Origin of the sequence: Furfurilactobacillus milii (genome assembly GCF_009863985.1) — a bacterium.
Lineage (GTDB): Bacteria > Bacillota > Bacilli > Lactobacillales > Lactobacillaceae > Furfurilactobacillus > Furfurilactobacillus milii_A.
The window spans coordinates 1-15,899 of record NZ_WEZT01000006.1 but is presented as its reverse complement, the minus strand read 5'-3'; the positions used below and the strand labels follow the sequence as shown (position 1 = coordinate 15,899).

The following is a 15,899-nucleotide window of genomic DNA, read 5'->3' as shown; positions in this document are numbered from 1 at the left end:
ATTAACCAGCGACCGCTTAAAATACTCGACTGGCAAACACCGTATCAGGTTATGCTGACAAATTTGTCCAAAAATTCGGATTAAATTTGCAATCTACCAATCAGCAAAATTGGAACCATGACCCAGAAAATGTAGCGCCATGAAAGGACACCTAGGATCAGACCGGCTAATGTCGGGCCAACCGCTGGTGCAAACATAATAACTAAGCCAATGATTCCCATTGCCGCACCACGTTTATCCATTGGATAAATCGATAAGGCCACCAAGAAAATTAACGGTAACAGAATTCCTGTCCCAATTCCTTGAATCATCCGGCCAACCAACAGCATCCCAAACGATGGTGCCAATGCTGCTACAATTGCCCCGACAATAAAATCACACAAAGCAAAAATCAGCAGTTGACGCGTAGTAAACCAGCGGGTCAATAAACTTGATAATGGCAATAGAATACCAACCACCAACAAATAACCAATGACTAACCATTGAATTGTCCCCATTGGCACGTTCATCTTTGTGGCTAAACTAGACAGCGCAATGTTTAACGCTGTTTCACTAAACATCCCGATAAAACCACCTAATAGCAAACCCATCATAATGGGGAAACGTTTAACGTTCTGTGTTTCGTCCAAAAAAGTCCTCCTAATCTATACGTGCCTAGCAACTGCCATGATAAATCACCGTCTGCTGGCACAATAGGTTACATTAGCAGAATTTTTTGCGCTTCGTAAGTAAAACTTTCAAAATTCGTCAGTTAACCGCTTACACCATCAAAATTGCGCCATCGCAACCGAATCGTTACCAACTTTGCAGTGCCTTAGACAGGATTTAAGCTGACTTTATGATGCCCTCCTTAAACTCATTATTAATCCAAACGGAAATGTTCTTATCACTTCAGCGAGAGCGATAACCCATTTTCAATTCACTTACATGAGGAGGAAATTTATCATGACAACTTTAGAAAGTAAATTTATGACCCGCATTGTTAACGTCGCTGGGACACCCTTCAGCATTAAAATGGGTGTTGTCACACCGGATGATCAGGCACATGCTTTGTTCGATCAAACGCTGAGTAACATCCGGCATTTTCTTCGTCACGTCAATAAAATCACCACGCCGGCCCTCAATGCAGGCAATCCAATTGAGACACGTCAGGCACTTACCAAGCAAGAACTTGTTCCCCTTCAACACCAGTTTATGTTTGTCGACAATGCAACACCAGCCACGCTAATGACAGATGGCATCACTTACACAATGATTCAACAGTGGGCAATGCAACAAGCCTATCGGAAATACTTGGCACCACTACTGAGTCATAAGCAAGTCTTCGCCGTCGCCATTGAATCCAGTGGTAACGTTCAAGTCGGTACGGCCGCCGATACGGCCTTTACGTGGACACTTGGCGTAACTTCACCTCGTCACCAGCAAACGATGTTGGCCGTTTACAGTTTGCGTAATGGCGCCCTAGCAACCCAACGTTTTGATCGTCCGAAACAAACGATCACCCAAGCAACCATTATGTCCCGTGACCTCGCCGAGGCTGGCGCCTGGGCAGCAATTGCGGCCGTCACTTCCGAATCTGAATTTCTGCGAATCGCGGTTATTCAACGTTTGTCAGGCCTACTCATCAGTTCGGAACAAGAAAGTCAGTCGCTGGAGCGCGGTATTGTACAGCAGCACCAATTGGTGGCAGTGTAATCGAAGAGCGTTTCTAAAGTAGTAAAAAACACAAACTATTCCAGCTAAATTTAAAAAGGAGTAATTACGCACTTATTTCGTCAAAGCGTGTGATTGCTCCCTTTTCTTTTACGCTATTAAAAAATTATGCATATCGTTGAATTAATGAATTTAGCACAATAGCAGCCCGATTCCGTTTCGATTTATCTCGATAATAATTTTTAAATCGCTGATCCGACACATACAGCTGGGCTAAACCCTTATGGGCAGTGGTCGAGTAACTAGGCCAAAAGTAATTCAGCCACTTACGATGCAGCTCAACCACCTCATGAGCCATTTCACTATTTTCATTCTTTGAATCAATCACTAGTACCAACTTATCAATCATTTCTGTTTCAATGACCCTAGCATCTGCCATATCCTTTTGCGACAAGCCCAGATATTGCTGGTTGGCGTCCACCAAAGCAGCATCACCCCACTTTTCCGTGACCTCAGATCCAAAATCATGTGCATTTTGAGTAACCTGTGTCTGTTTAAAAGCGGCAAACTTTTTTTCATCTGTCATAATACTATCTCCTTGTTGATTTAGTTGGAGGGCAGCGTCCAAAGTCGTAATCAGCTGAGTTAACTGACGCTGTTGATCGACCAACAAATGCCGATGCATACGCAATTGATTTTCTCGTTCAGACAGAGGTAATCGCATAATTAAACCAATCTGCTTTAATGGCAAGTTGAACTGCTTAAAAGGTAGATTGCAAATTTAATCCGAATTTTTGGACAAATTTGTCAGCATAACCTGATACGGTGTTTGCCAGTCGAGTATTTTAAGCGGTCGCTGGTTAATCAGCTCCTAAAAGATGGGTTTGTGGTAAACACCATTTTAAAGGAAGCTGATCTTTTTTGTCCGAACAGCGTTCGGATTAATTTTACAATCTACCAAAAAAACAAATTTGTTGGAGACGCAAAACTGCTTCTTCATCATATTGGCGATAACCACTACCTGTTTTGCCAGTTGAATGCAACAAGCCTATTTGATCGTAATAGCGAAGGGTTCGTGCACTAACTCCTGCTAAGGCCGCCAAATCTGAAATCAAATACGACATTTCATTGTCCTCCATAAAACCAACATAAACGTTTACGTAACGTAAGGGTCAAGCATATTCGCAAAAAAATCAATACAATATTAGCTTTCATTTAATACACGCCTATTTTAAACTTTAAAGCGCAGTTTGATACAAGCCAGCATCGTAGAAGACAAAAGAAAAGACCTCAGCTTTTTTATCACTGAGATCTCAAAATAATAATTATTTAATTATGGCAAGGTGTTTCGTGGTCGGCTAGTGTTTCTGGCCTACCCAAACGTTGAAGCTGTGTGGGCTGTTCGCGTCCGTTTCCTCTGGTTTCGTGAATAATTGATCCACGACCCAGTCCATTTTCGGACTATCAATATCAATAACACAATTCTTACTCAAATGTGCCACACTCCTTTTCAGACGTAGCCTTGATAAAACCATCAATGTTAACGCCTTGATGCTTAGGTTCCTAACAACAGTATTAAGTATAACAGGTTCGAGTCACTGTAAGGCAAGTATTAATCTAATAATTTTTTTCTAGCGTTCAAATGTTCTCTACAAACAGCCTCCCAGCGGCCACAATGGGACATATTAACATTTTCATTAGTTTTTAAGCTATGTAACAAAACCAGGAACAGATTAATTGCAGAAATCCGTCTTTCACGTTATCGTACTGCTATAAAAATATTTATTGTGGAAGGGGATCACTGTCATGACTAATAGCACATTTTCCATTGATTCCGTAAACTTTGATGGTCTGTCCAAAAATGAACTCAGTTTGTTCTTCGCAGTATTAACCCGTATGCACCACTTACGAACCACTAGCGTCGTGTTTAACTTCGACGAATTAACTTGGCTAACAAATGACACGGATGATGACGTCACTATCGACGACATTATTCCAGAAATACTGACAGACCTAAGTCGCACCAATATCACTTATGACTTAGGTGATGGTAAAGCACGTCACGATTTCTTCACTCGTGCGACTACTGTCGATGATCAACGCATTGTTTCGATCCAACTTAATCCCGACTTTGAATTCTTGGTTCAAGTAGATGCCAGCAAATGGAAACAACAATCCTAATGACAAATTGAAACAATCTCAAAAAACACGTCTGTTGGCGTGTTTTTTATTTGTCATATCATCCATATGCCCTATTAACAGACAACTTGCCGTATTTTAGCTTACACCGAAAACATAATTGATCATCTTTGGAGGCTTTTTCACATGAGTAAAGAACGTTTAACTGCATTCACTGACGCGGTCTTGGCAATTGTGATGACCATTCTCGTTTTAGAACTTAAACAGCCAGCCCGTGCCACGTGGTCAGCCATTTGGAACTTAAAACAAAGCTACTTAGCCTACTTTATTTCTTTCGTCGGCTTAACGATCATGTGGAATAACCAGCACCACATCTTTCAACTAGTCCATAAAATTGACGGCAGGGTTCTGTGGGCAAACGGACTCATGTTGTTCAGCGCGTCTTTCTTCCCATACGTGACCAAATTTGTTGATGAGCATTTCTTTTCTTCAACAGCGGAGTTATTCTACGGGTTTGTCTTTTTATTGTTATCAATTGCTTACTTTTCAGTCGATTTGGCATTGATTAAAGCCGATCCGGATAATAAAAAATTACGCTATGCCATCAACCGGCCCGTTAAAATAGTCGCTGATTTCGGCACCAAACTTGTCGGCTTGTTTATTGGCATCTGGTTTCCACCAGCCGTCATTCTCAGCACCTTTATCGCCATGATGATTTGGTTTGTACCAGAGCGTCGTGTTGAAGAAGAATTTGATCAATTTAAACAACAACATCATGAGTCATGATTGATGCCGATTGAAATGTGCGAGTTGACCCGCAAACTCTTTGTGGTGCTGACCAATTTCCGTACTGTACTCATCAGTGTTTTCCGCATGCTCACCATGTTCACTTTCGTCCAGGCCAACTCGCTCATCTGTAGCTGAGACCCGCATGGCGACGAATCGACGCAACACTAAAATAATCGCGGCGCTCGCAATTGCCACTAAAATAATCGTGACACCGGTAGCCAATGTTTGAATACCTAACAAGTGCCATCCACCACCATAAAATAAGCCATTCTCAGCAATTGTGCGATTAACGGTGCGGGTGGCAAACACGCCGGTCAAAATCGAACCGGTAATCCCAGCTACACCGTGACAGCCAAACGCATCTAGGGCGTCATCGATACCGATTCTGGCCTTCAGCACATGAACGAAGCCGTAGCTGGCCAACGTTGCCAATAAACCAATCCAAAACGCCCCGCTAACGGTGACATAACCCGCTGCAGGTGTAATGCCAACTAGTCCGCACAGCGTACCCGTACAGATGCCTGCCAGAGAAACCTGTTTTCGAATCGTCATTTCTAGTATCAGCCACACCACCATTGATGTTGCCGTTGCGACCGTCGTGGTCAGCATTGCCGTAACTGCCAATTGGTTGATCGCCAGCGCACTACCCGCATTAAAACCGTACCAGCCAATCCACAAAATGGCCGTGCCACATAACACCCAAGGCAAATTATAGGGTCGGTCTTGATGTGGATGTAGCCGCCGTCCCAGAAAAGCTGATAGGACATAAGCAGTAACACCGGCATTAATATGAACCACCGTGCCACCTGCGAAGTCCAAGACCCCCATTTGAGCTAACCATCCGTTTGGACTCCATACCATGTGAACCATCGGGTAGTAAATAAGCAAACTCCAAAACACAATGAATACGAGTAAAAAGTTAAAACGAATTCGGCCAACAACAGCACCCACAAACAATGCTGGCGTAATGATGGCAAACATCATTTCAAACAGAAAATACAGTGACTCGGGAATCTTCGTTGCAGTTAATTTCGTTAAGGATACGCCGCCAAGGAAGAAATGATTGATCTTACCAATAACACCACCAATGTCACCATTAAAGGCAAGTTCATACCCTACTGCGATGAACAGTAAAATTGCGATCCCACAAATAACAAAAACGGATAGCATCGTGCTGACCACATTCCGTTTGGACACCAACCCACCGTAAAAAAACGCTAACCCTGGCGTCATAAACAATACCAGAATCGTCGACAGCACCATGAAAGCAGAATTTGCAGCATTCATTTACATCACATCTTTCTCTCTTATTACGAAGCAGTATAGGTGTGGAACGACTGTCTGTAAAGCCAATTGTGTTCATTGGTATAGGTAAATGTCAGCTTTTGTAACACGGGTGCGACGCTCGAATCGAAACATTGGGCTATTTCACTGACTGACCGTTAAAATACCTTTAGGAAAACTTATCTTTTAACGACAACTGCCATGACGAAGCTTGTGTTTAAAGTGTCAATTACCCGTTGCGCCGACCGGAGACGCCGTTCCCTGGGACCGGGTTCAACCTGCAAAGACCGCAGTTTTCGCCCTTGCATATGAGCCGAAAGCCCACGTCTCATATGTCATCCCACAACACTAAGCGGCCAAATTCCCGCCGCCAAGTGTTGTCGACAGGGAACTCTGTCTCCAATCAGCTCCACTCCTTTAGCTAAGGATTAAGCTTTACATGCGTACTGCTGTTATTCAGCGATAGTCGTCCAAATAACTATTCATCACTATATTAGACGGAGGGCGGCAACGGTGATACTGAGCCGTGAAGGTAACATTAATTCGGTAATTTTCCGAATTTAGGTTACGGACGGACGCAAAGACTCGCGGGCTTCACGAGGCTTTGTGTCGAGGTGAAAGACTCCGGTTTTCAGTAGGCTTGAACCGGTCCCACGGCGAGCGTGTCACTGGTGCCAACCGCAGGTGACATCTAACGCTATGTTCTACCGCACATTTTGAAAAGTTTGGTCGAAAACAGCAATCGGTCCATCTCCAGTTTGGGGAATGGACCGATTGCTTTGTTAACTATGCTTGCTCGCTAGTTGTGTTTGAACCATGATCTGTTCGATAAGCCCACATAACAACGACTAAATTAATGATGACCAACAGCGTTGTCATCAGGAAAACGTAACGGTAATCGAGCACACCCGCTACCCCTGAGGCCAACATTGGCCCAACGACGGAACCAATTGCTTGTGACGACTGATTGTAACTGAAAATACGGCTCACCGCGTCATCAGGTGTATTCAATGTCATCACTGTTTGGGTCACTGGTAGTAGCGCGGCATCCGAAATACCGACCAAGAATCGTAAAATACCTAGCATGACAACGGTGGTGACGAAAAACATCGGGAAAAAGACCAGACCACAGAATATTAATCCAGCAATCAACACGCGTTGCGGTCCAATATGGTCGCCGAGCGCACCCAGTCGTGGCGCTGCAATCAACGTTGCAATCCCTGGTAGGGCAGCAATTACCCCACTGGTTAAGGCAATATTTCCACGGCCATGCATCAATTCTTTCACAAACAGACTGATGATTGGATTGATCGATGTCGTCGCTGCCTGAATCAGCATGGACGAAATAATCATCGCCCACACAATCCGTACATGTTTGATACCTGCAAATGCACTCTGGTGCTCCGTGGCGGCCTTACCCGTAATTGGTTTAAAGTCTTCTTTAACAAAGAAGTATGTGACCATTGACGCTATCAACATCAGACCACCGAACATATAAAACGGAATCCGATAGCCAAAAATCCCAGCAATGTAACCACCGATAACAGGGCCAACTAACTGACCACCAACTGCACCTGTCGTTAATGTACCCATCGTTTGGCCGCTTTTTTCCATCGGCACCTCACTAGCAATTAGTGCATAAGCATTGTTGATGTAACCAGAAAATGCACCTTGAATCAAACGTAGCGTAATCAACACCCAAACGTTTGGCGAAAATCCGGTTAACGTTGCCGTAATGGTCATCCCGATGGCTGCCCGAAGTAACATTGGTTTGCGACCCGTTCGATCGGCCAGCCGTCCCCACAATGGTGAAACAATTGCTTGACTTAAAAATGTGACGGAAAACGCTAGGCCGGCATATAGCGTTAATTCCCATTTAGGGTAATGGCCCATTTCACTAATAAATAACGGTAAAAATGGCAGACTCATGCTGGCACCTGCACCGGTAACAAAATTACCGATCCACAATGCGTACATGTTTTTCTGCCATTGTTTAAGTGACTGACGCTTCATTTCGTGACTCCTTCAAAATACTGATAGAATCACTATAACACTTTAATTTTTTTGACATGAAGCGTTGATTACTATTTATTTTGTCGGTCCTGTCGCTAAATTTAGATTCAACGTGCCTTGATAACTTTCTGCATAAACGTTGTCACTCTTCACGCTAAGTCCCATGCCACGGTTAACTGTTTGCTGAGTCGCAGTATCCATCATCCCCGTTCGTTTGAACTGACTGGTAGGATAGACCGTCGTATTCGCTGAATTATTAGTGAAGATTGGCAGAGAACTGGCCGATAATGGTGTTTTGACGCCATTTGCATCTGTAAAGATCAACGGTTGTGCCAACTTATGACTAGGGTTGGTCGTGCTCACCAGTTCATTATTAACGAGCGTTGCTGATAGCGTCCAATTCGCACCGGTGCCACCGTTTAGTGAATTCACAATGCTGACACCAAAATCATGAGCTCGCGGAGGTGTCAGCGTGGTTCCTGTCTTAATGGTAGCGGGTGTAAAGTTCAACGGCGACACTGACTGAATGCTTAGCTGTTCAACCAGCGGAACCTTCAGTGTTTCCGACGCACTAACGCCACCCGATCCGTTTGTCGCACTTATCGTTAATGTTTCACCACCAACAGCAGCTCTATTCAATGCCACTTGATAAGTGCCGCTTCCTGTCACCACAGCTGTTCCCAACGTCGCGCCACTATTATCCTTAACTGTAACCTGACTGCCTGGTTGCGCCAAATTACCCGTCAAACTGGTTGCGCCGTCACCTGCAATAACTGAATGTGGTGTTGGCACTGCAATCACGATTGGTACCGTCCCCGTCACTGCATCATTCATTCCCGGAATCGACAATAGCATGCGGTGCGTCTGCTGTGGATCAAGTCCGTTAAGCGTGGTGACCTTAGTAGCCGGATTCACACCTGTTGTCGATCCGGTAGTTGCCGTTCCACCCCGTGTGATTGGATTATCGGCGCCTAAATTATTGCCGTCAATCACTAGTTCAGTAGCGTTACTGCTGCTTGGAAAACCGGCTCCTGAGGCTGTCAGTTGCCAACCGTCATTTGTATCCGCTGCCGACGCTTGCTGATTCCAAACAAATTTTGGCGCATTAGTCACCTGAACCGTTTGATTTTGTTTGACAACCGTCGTGTTCGTTTCGCTCATCCCTTGGTTGGTCACGGTAACGGTGAGTGTCTCGCCAACGACAACTGCGCGGTTGAGACCAACTGTATAAGTTCCACCATCGGCAACGGCCCCTGTACCTAATACGTTGTTATTACTGTCTGTGACCTTGATTGTTGCTCCAGCCGGTAAGACCGTCCCGGATAAACGCCGCTGACCCGACCAAACATCGTTAATTCCAGGCTTGTCTGGATTGACATACAGATTAATCGTATTGGCGCTTGTCCATGGATTCACAGGTCGACCATTATGATAAGCAACAACCTGCAGTGTATGCGTACTTCCACCTGAAAGACCATTAAGGGCGGTTTTAATCGCCGTCCAGTTACGGGCGGCTATTTTAGCAGTGTTCACTGTCAGCGTCTTCCCTGAAATCACCGTATCAGCACTTGTAAATGCATCTCCGGCGACTTGCTGACCATCGATCATAAACGACACTGTGTTGACTTGATCAGCCGTCGTGTAATTAAACGCAAAGTTAGCGCTTAACTGTAATGACTGCCCAAAAATGGTTGGCATTGTGCCCGTCCGTTTGTCATAGGTCACACTACTTGGCAAACCACCTGCATTAACTTGAGTAATTGACATGCCCGGATCAACCACGGTTTGATTTTCCGTGTAGAGTGGAATCAAGCCGAGTGCTCGGTTGATAACGGTTATTTTGTCGCCGGTTTTCATTGGTGTTCCAATATCAGTCGTCCAATCACCCGTTAAAATGGATACTGTAGCTTTGACAACATCGTTTAAACTAACCGTTAAACCGCCAAGCACACCAAGTATATCGTTGTTTCCTCGAACTGTTTGGCCATTTTGAACCAATGTTGACGTGTCCAAACGTGTAACTAATTGTGTGCTAATGCCGTCATCCTTTAAACGCGCCTCAGCTTCGGCCTGTTGATTCTCAGTGGTATCCTGATCCGCTGCTGTTTCCTGTTCAGATGCATCTACTACCTTTGATCGTGTGTCGTCATTATCAACTATTTCGCTAGTGTCCATTGGCAGTGAATGGTCAGCAGGTTTCGATTCGCCTGAATCATTCGAGCTTGATTGTGTTTGGCTTGACGATTCTGTGTTTACCAAACTAATGGCGGGTTGATTTAACTCCTCGGCATGCACAACTACGCCACTGCCAATCGCCATCACCGGTCCCCACGTTAGCACGCCGATCATTAAAATTCGATTCAGTGTTCGCTGCCAGTTACGCATCTTGCACCTCCTCGGTTGTTCAAAGGGCTAACGCCGACGTCGGAACCACCATGTCGCGCCACCAATAACAACACCTAAAACGATTACTACGCCGGCGCCTTCTAGCATATACAAGCCAGGATGGCTCGTTTTGGCCTTATCAAGAGACTTGTTATTAATTTTGTTTGCATCGCTAGCACGAATCGTAAAATTACGTTTGAAATGCCATGTGTCATTAGCATTTTTGGCCGTCATTTTTAACGTGTATTTGCCTGGCTTCAATTCCTCGCCACCAAACAGAATTGGAAAATCGAAATTAGAGTTTGGTGCCATGATCATCTGCTGCAACTTTGCCTGTTTGACAACCTTATTGGAACCTTGTTGGTAGACTTTTCCCTGCACAGTCAGGTCAGGAATAATGACTGCCGCCGTATTTTGCAAATTCGCAAAGATTCCTTTTTTGTAGTTACGTAAACCAGGTTTCACGTCATTTAATTTCAATGCCACAGAGACCTCATGATTCACCGTTAACTTCATCGCAACTGCGTAAGAGTATTTATTGTTAACAGTCACACCAGTTTTTTTATCTTTTCGTTTTGTGTCGACACGTTCAAAATACCAAGCGCCAAGAATAACACCTGTTTTGGCATTGTCTGGTACGCGAATCGTTGCCGACACTTTCTTTGTACTGTTGGCCGGAACAGTAATCACCTTTGCCTCATGGAGTTGAGTAATCTTTTTCAGTGGCACTTTCAACGTGGAATCCTGTTTCTTCGCCTCAGTTACATACTCAATCTGCCCATTTTCGTTAGTATGTGCAGTGTGAATTTCATTTTTGATCTTCATTGCTTTATTAGACGTATTTTGCACGACTGTTGAGACAGTTTGCGTTTGCCCAGGATTCATCTTCAAGTCAAAATAACTCTGTTTCTTATCTATCTGATTTTCTGGGATCTGTGCTTGCACATTAAAATTAACGATTGAATCATCCTTGGCGGCTTTGACCAAACCCGTTGTGATAAACATTGCGGCTATGCCGGACAGGATAATCAGTAATCCTCTTAGTCGTTTCATTGCGGTTCCTCCGTCGTCTTTTTTGGGTATCTATCAAGGCTCGGTCCTTCCCAAGCTTCGGCACCACTCTTTTAAATGTGCACCTGATGCCCAGAAGCCTGCGCATAACTCTGTTTTAAAAAAGTCGTCGCTCAACTTCGCAGCTGACCGGCGACTTCAATTATGGGGGTCAGAATATTTGTTAACTTGCTGGTGAATCTTGTAGCGTCCACGTTAAGTTTGTGGTGTAGTCCTTAGCCCCGGCTGTTCCGCCGATAATGGTTAATTCCGTTTGTGCTGGTGTCCAGCGGTCAACAGTCAATCCACCACCCTTTGTTGCCGGAGCTGATAAGAGTGTTCCACCGACACCTAACGCATTGCTAACCTCGCTTGCAACTGCACCGTTATCAATACCTGACTCAGTTACAACCTCACCGGCTGGTAGTTTCAATGTTGCACCTTCCAGTGTGTCAGTCCCTGACATCAGTGGTGTACCAGAAACCTTTAACGCCCAACCGGCGTTAGTCCCACGCTCATCAGAAACTTGTGCCGACTGGTATGTGCCAATTACATCAGAACCAGTGGTACCCATACGTTTTGTCGTTGCCGACTGAATTGGTTGGGTACCAAACGAAATCAGCTTCGACACATAGTTCAGTCGTAGTGGACCTGTGGCACCGGTACCAGGATGCTCTGGATCATCGATTGGACCACCGCCAGGATTACCTGGATCAACTGGCCCCGTTGGCCCTTCACCAGCGATAAATCCCGCAGTCACTTGGGTTGTCGCAGAACCAACATCACCGGCCGCTTTAACACTCATTGCGGGCCCAATCAGTAGTCCAAATGCTGCAATGACACCGAAAAGTTGTGTTTTTTTAAACATGTTTGGTCCTCCTTTATAGACTCCGGTCAATGTATATCAACCTGAAGTTCGACTTTGCATGCTTGTAAGTTGACCACCATAATTGTTAGTTCCAGAATAGCAACTCTCGTCATGTTTAGGCAAATTTTATGATTATAATCAGAAAAATCTAAAAGTAAAAAAGTTCCACGTGAAAACAAAAAAGGTGCGCGCCATTTGGCAACGCACTTTCGACACGATTTAATTAGTCTTCGTCAAACTCATAAACTTTACTCTCATATGGGCGTAACGTGACACCTTGGTCATCGGCGTAGTTACCGATAAGTTCTTCACTTGCCTCGCCCTGATGATAATTGCGGGAAACAGTGTCATTAGTGAAGTTACACATAACTAACAAAGTGTGGCCATCGTAATGACGTTTGTACGCATAAACCTGATCGTCATCAGCGTCTAGTGCCTCAAAATCACCAAACTTAATCAGGTTGCTACCATGACGAAGGGCAATTAGCTTCTGATAGTACTTGAGGACTGAATCTTGGTCATTTTCTTCAACCGCTACATTGATTTCAGGATAATTGGCATTCATCTCAGACCACGGTGTGTGTTCAGAAAAGCCAGCGTTTGCCGCTGTGCTCCACTGCATTGGTGTCCGCGCATTATCACGGGAAATGTTAGCCAAGTCCTTCATCATTTGACTCGAGGACACGAGGTGCTTTTCTTCAACCATTTCCTTGTAACCGTTCAATGATTCCAGATCACGGTACTGTGATAGTGACGTGAAGTGAGCATTGGTCATCCCCAGCTCTTCACCTTCATAAACGTATGGGGTTCCTTGCAGCATGTGTAATGCCGTGCCTAGCATCTTAGCAGCTCTAACGCGGACCGCCGGATCGTCATTAGCAAACCGGGAAACGGCGTGTGGTTGATCATGGTTATTCCAGTACAAACTGTTCCAGCCTTTGCCATCTAGCTCCTGTTCCCAACGGTTGAGGGAATCTTTCAACTCTGTCAGTTTGACCGGCTGATCGTTCCATTTGCCTAACCGAACATCAGGGTTAGCACTCAACCCAACGTGTTCAAACTGAAAGACCATGTTCAGCTCTTCGCTCTTCAAACCTGTATATTTGATTGCGTCCTCTGGTGTTGAACCAGGCATTTCGCCCACTGTCATCACATCATAATGTGACAACACTTCTTCATTCATCTGATGCAAGAATTCATTTAATCGTGGTCCATCAGCGACAAAGTCCATTGTTGTGCCAGCGGTCGCTTCACCAGGCACATCCGGTAAACCAGGTTGTTTCGAAATCAGGTTGATGACGTCCATCCGGAAACCATCGACCCCTTTATCCAGCCAAAAACGTTCGATATCAAAGACGGCTTGACGAACATCGGGATTCTCCCAATTCAAATCGGGCTGTGCCGGGGCAAACAAATGTAAGTAATATTGGCCGCGTTCTGGCACATACGTCCACGCCGGACCGCCAAATGCCGCCTGCCAGTTATTCGGTTCATGACCGTCAACTGGATCGCGCCAAATATAATAATCGGCATATGGATTGTCTTTAGACTGACGACTCTGCTTGAACCAAGCGTGCTGATCAGATGTGTGGTTAACAACCAAGTCCATCATCAATTTCATCCCGTGCTCATGAACCTGTTTGAGCAACGTATTGAAGTCATTCATATCGCCATATAAGGGATTAATAGCTTTGTAATCCGCGATATCATAACCATTATCCTTGTTAGGTGATTTATAAATTGGGTTCAACCAGATCACATCGACGCCAAGTTGTTTAATGTAATCGAGCCGTGACGTAATCCCAGGTAAATCGCCGACACCGTCGTTATTGCTGTCCTGAAAACTCATTGGGTATATTTGATATACAACTGAACCTTGCCACCATTGATGTTGCATGATGAACCTCCTCATTTTTCTCTTAGCTAATTTAATTCATTTTTCCAAACTGACTATTTTGTTTCTGAAAGTGCTGGGTGAATCACGCTGACTGCAAACGCACCAAGAATCAGAGAAATACCACCGACGACGATCATGCCAGGCATTGACTGACCGATGAGTGGGAAGATCGCAAAGCTGGCCACTGATGCAATGATCTGTGGCAAACAGATTCCACAGTTGAACAATCCTAAGTAAGCGCCTTCATTTGTGCCATCCAAAGATTCTGTAAACAGTGAGAACGCCTGTGTTTGCATGGTTAAGTAACTAATCCCAATCAAACAGAATGGGAAGATCAAACCCATTTGTGAGTGGGTGAAGAACACCATGATGAAGCCAACACCACCCATCACTAAACCAATTCTGTACCATAACTTACGCTGCGTAGCCTTAGTGCGTGACAGCAACAACATGCCCCACAGTACAGCAGCAACAGATTGGATACACGTTAAAATACCGTACCAGTTACCGGCAGCTTGATAACCTGCAGATGCTGGGTTCGTTGTGTGCCAAACATTATCCGCAATAGCGCCAGTGCTGTATGTCCACAAATACTGGAAAGCAAACCAGGCAAAGAGTTGAACAAATGAAACTTCCCAGAATGCCTTTGGGGCGACTCTAACCAAGTGCCACAGACTAACATCGGGCTTCTTTTCGTTTGGATCAATATCGTGATACAAATCATATTGCGTTGGGTTATATTCCTTAACCGACATAATCGTGTAAAGCGAAGTCAGTAACAGAATTCCGGCGCCAATGTAAAAGGCCAACTTAACTGAGTTTGGCACCTGCCCTTTTGGCGCAATGTTAGTAACACCAAACAGTGTCAGAACATATGGAGCAATCGTCGCAAACACACCACCAAGGTTTGAGAATGATTGCTGCCAAGACCATGCCATGTCCTTTTGGTCTTCGTTAACCATGTCACCGATGATCATCTTGAATGGCTGCATACATACGTTTGAAGATAGGTCCATGAATAAAATGGTAAAGGCACCAAATAATAGCGCTAATAGTGAACCATATCCGAAACCGAATGAACCAGCGTTTGGCAAGAGAATCATAACCAAAGCGGCAATCGGGGCACCAATCATTAAGTAAGGCATCCGCCGACCAAACCGATTCCATGTTTTGTCTGAATATTTACCGATTAACGGCTGAACAACCATCCCTGCCAATGGTGGCAAAATGAAGAAGAAACCAAGTTTAGTTGGATCTGCCCCGATGGTCTGGAAAATCCGGCCCATTTGTGATGATTGAAGTGAAAAAGCCATGTTGATGCCAAAGAATCCAAAGGTCATCGCAAAGATTGCCGATAACTTTAATTTTGGTAGCCCCTTATTAACATCAACTTCCGTCGACGCTTTTACTTTAGTGTCTGAATCCGTTGCTTGCATAATCAAGCCTCCTATAAATATGTACCTGGGTCTTGTTGACTTCGCGTTATACAGTATCGTAAGCGCTTTCAAAAAGTACATTATCACATTACACAAACGTTTGCAACATTGTTAAAACAATAACACAAACGTTTGCGTATACTTGTATAATTACGAATGGTAAACTTGAGACAGTAAATTTTATTGGAGTGCTTATGCGAGTAACCATTAAGGATGTCGCGCAGGCGGCGAACGTTTCTGTCTCGACCGTTTCGCGTGTGCTATCAAATAAAGAAAACTTTTTTGCTCTTGAATTGTCAAATTAAGTGCAACACTACATTAAAGAATATTTCATAAGGCGTTTTCCATCCGAGACATTTACGGGGACGATTATTCATTTGTTCTG

The 15,899-nt window shown here is 44.6% G+C and carries 14 protein-coding genes and 1 pseudogene; 4 read left to right on the top strand and 11 right to left on the bottom strand.

Annotated features, from left to right (window positions below; all coding sequences use genetic code 11):
* Window positions 1–98 precede the first annotated feature (98 nt).
* Window positions 99–593 (bottom strand): annotated as a pseudogene (locus GB992_RS05435) (MFS transporter); the annotation flags it as partial.
* 352 nt (window positions 594–945) lie between these two features.
* On the opposite strand from GB992_RS05435, the gene GB992_RS05430 reads away from it, so the two are divergent.
* Window positions 946–1,695, top strand: a complete 750-nt coding sequence (locus tag GB992_RS05430) for a hypothetical protein (protein WP_161001552.1) — start codon at window positions 946–948, stop codon at window positions 1,693–1,695.
* Between the two features lie 124 nt (window positions 1,696–1,819).
* Here the strand turns inward: GB992_RS05430 and GB992_RS05425 are convergent, their stop codons facing one another.
* The 3 genes from GB992_RS05425 to GB992_RS11855 form a co-directional block, all read right to left on the bottom strand.
* On the bottom strand, window positions 1,820–2,404 hold the full coding sequence (locus GB992_RS05425; protein WP_161001551.1) for a TipAS antibiotic-recognition domain-containing protein: 585 nt from the start codon (window positions 2,402–2,404) through the stop codon (window positions 1,820–1,822).
* A 196-nt stretch (window positions 2,405–2,600) separates the two neighbouring features.
* Window positions 2,601–2,777, bottom strand: coding sequence for a MerR family DNA-binding transcriptional regulator (locus tag GB992_RS05420; protein ID WP_161001550.1), 177 nt, complete (start codon window positions 2,775–2,777; stop codon window positions 2,601–2,603).
* A gap of 234 nt (window positions 2,778–3,011) precedes the next feature.
* Window positions 3,012–3,146 carry a hypothetical protein gene (locus GB992_RS11855; protein WP_263863207.1) on the bottom strand — a complete coding sequence of 45 codons (135 nt, stop codon included), beginning with the start codon at window positions 3,144–3,146 and terminating at the stop codon, window positions 3,012–3,014.
* A 313-nt stretch (window positions 3,147–3,459) separates the two neighbouring features.
* Here GB992_RS11855 and GB992_RS05415 point away from each other — a divergent pair, with 313 nt between their 5' ends.
* Together GB992_RS05415 and GB992_RS05410 are read left to right on the top strand one after the other, a co-directional pair.
* Window positions 3,460–3,834, top strand: coding sequence for a RepB family plasmid replication initiator protein (locus GB992_RS05415; RefSeq protein WP_161001549.1), 375 nt, complete (start codon window positions 3,460–3,462; stop codon window positions 3,832–3,834).
* Between the two features lie 144 nt (window positions 3,835–3,978).
* Entirely contained in the window at window positions 3,979–4,578 is a 600-nt protein-coding gene (locus tag GB992_RS05410) for a TMEM175 family protein (protein ID WP_161001548.1), read from the top strand.
* Here the strand turns inward: GB992_RS05410 and GB992_RS05405 are convergent.
* The 7 genes from GB992_RS05405 to GB992_RS05375 form a co-directional block, all read right to left on the bottom strand.
* A complete protein-coding gene (locus GB992_RS05405; protein ID WP_161001547.1) occupies window positions 4,573–5,868 on the bottom strand; it encodes an ammonium transporter in 1,296 nt (431 codons plus the stop codon). The genes GB992_RS05410 and GB992_RS05405 overlap by 6 nt on opposite strands.
* 783 nt (window positions 5,869–6,651) lie before the next feature.
* Window positions 6,652–7,878, bottom strand: coding sequence for a multidrug efflux MFS transporter (locus tag GB992_RS05400; protein ID WP_161001546.1), 1,227 nt, complete (start codon window positions 7,876–7,878; stop codon window positions 6,652–6,654).
* Window positions 7,879–7,953: 75 nt separating this feature from the next.
* Window positions 7,954–10,263, bottom strand: a complete 2,310-nt coding sequence (locus GB992_RS05395) for an Ig-like domain-containing protein (protein WP_161001545.1) — start codon at window positions 10,261–10,263, stop codon at window positions 7,954–7,956.
* A gap of 27 nt (window positions 10,264–10,290) precedes the next feature.
* Window positions 10,291–11,316 (bottom strand): WxLIP family cell surface protein, encoded by a 1,026-nt coding sequence (locus GB992_RS05390; protein WP_161001544.1) that lies wholly within the window; start codon window positions 11,314–11,316, stop codon window positions 10,291–10,293.
* Window positions 11,317–11,497: 181 nt separating this feature from the next.
* Entirely contained in the window at window positions 11,498–12,181 is a 684-nt protein-coding gene (locus GB992_RS05385) for a WxL domain-containing protein (protein WP_161001543.1), read from the bottom strand.
* A 223-nt stretch (window positions 12,182–12,404) separates the two neighbouring features.
* Window positions 12,405–14,078, bottom strand: a complete 1,674-nt coding sequence (locus tag GB992_RS05380) for a glycoside hydrolase family 13 protein (protein ID WP_161001542.1) — start codon at window positions 14,076–14,078, stop codon at window positions 12,405–12,407.
* A gap of 53 nt (window positions 14,079–14,131) precedes the next feature.
* Window positions 14,132–15,514, bottom strand: coding sequence for an SLC45 family MFS transporter (locus GB992_RS05375; RefSeq protein WP_186337566.1), 1,383 nt, complete (start codon window positions 15,512–15,514; stop codon window positions 14,132–14,134).
* 194 nt (window positions 15,515–15,708) lie between these two features.
* On the opposite strand from GB992_RS05375, the gene GB992_RS05370 reads away from it, so the two are divergent.
* Window positions 15,709–15,819, top strand: a complete 111-nt coding sequence (locus tag GB992_RS05370) for a LacI family DNA-binding transcriptional regulator (RefSeq protein ID WP_431188829.1) — start codon at window positions 15,709–15,711, stop codon at window positions 15,817–15,819.
* Window positions 15,820–15,899: the final 80 nt, after the last annotated feature.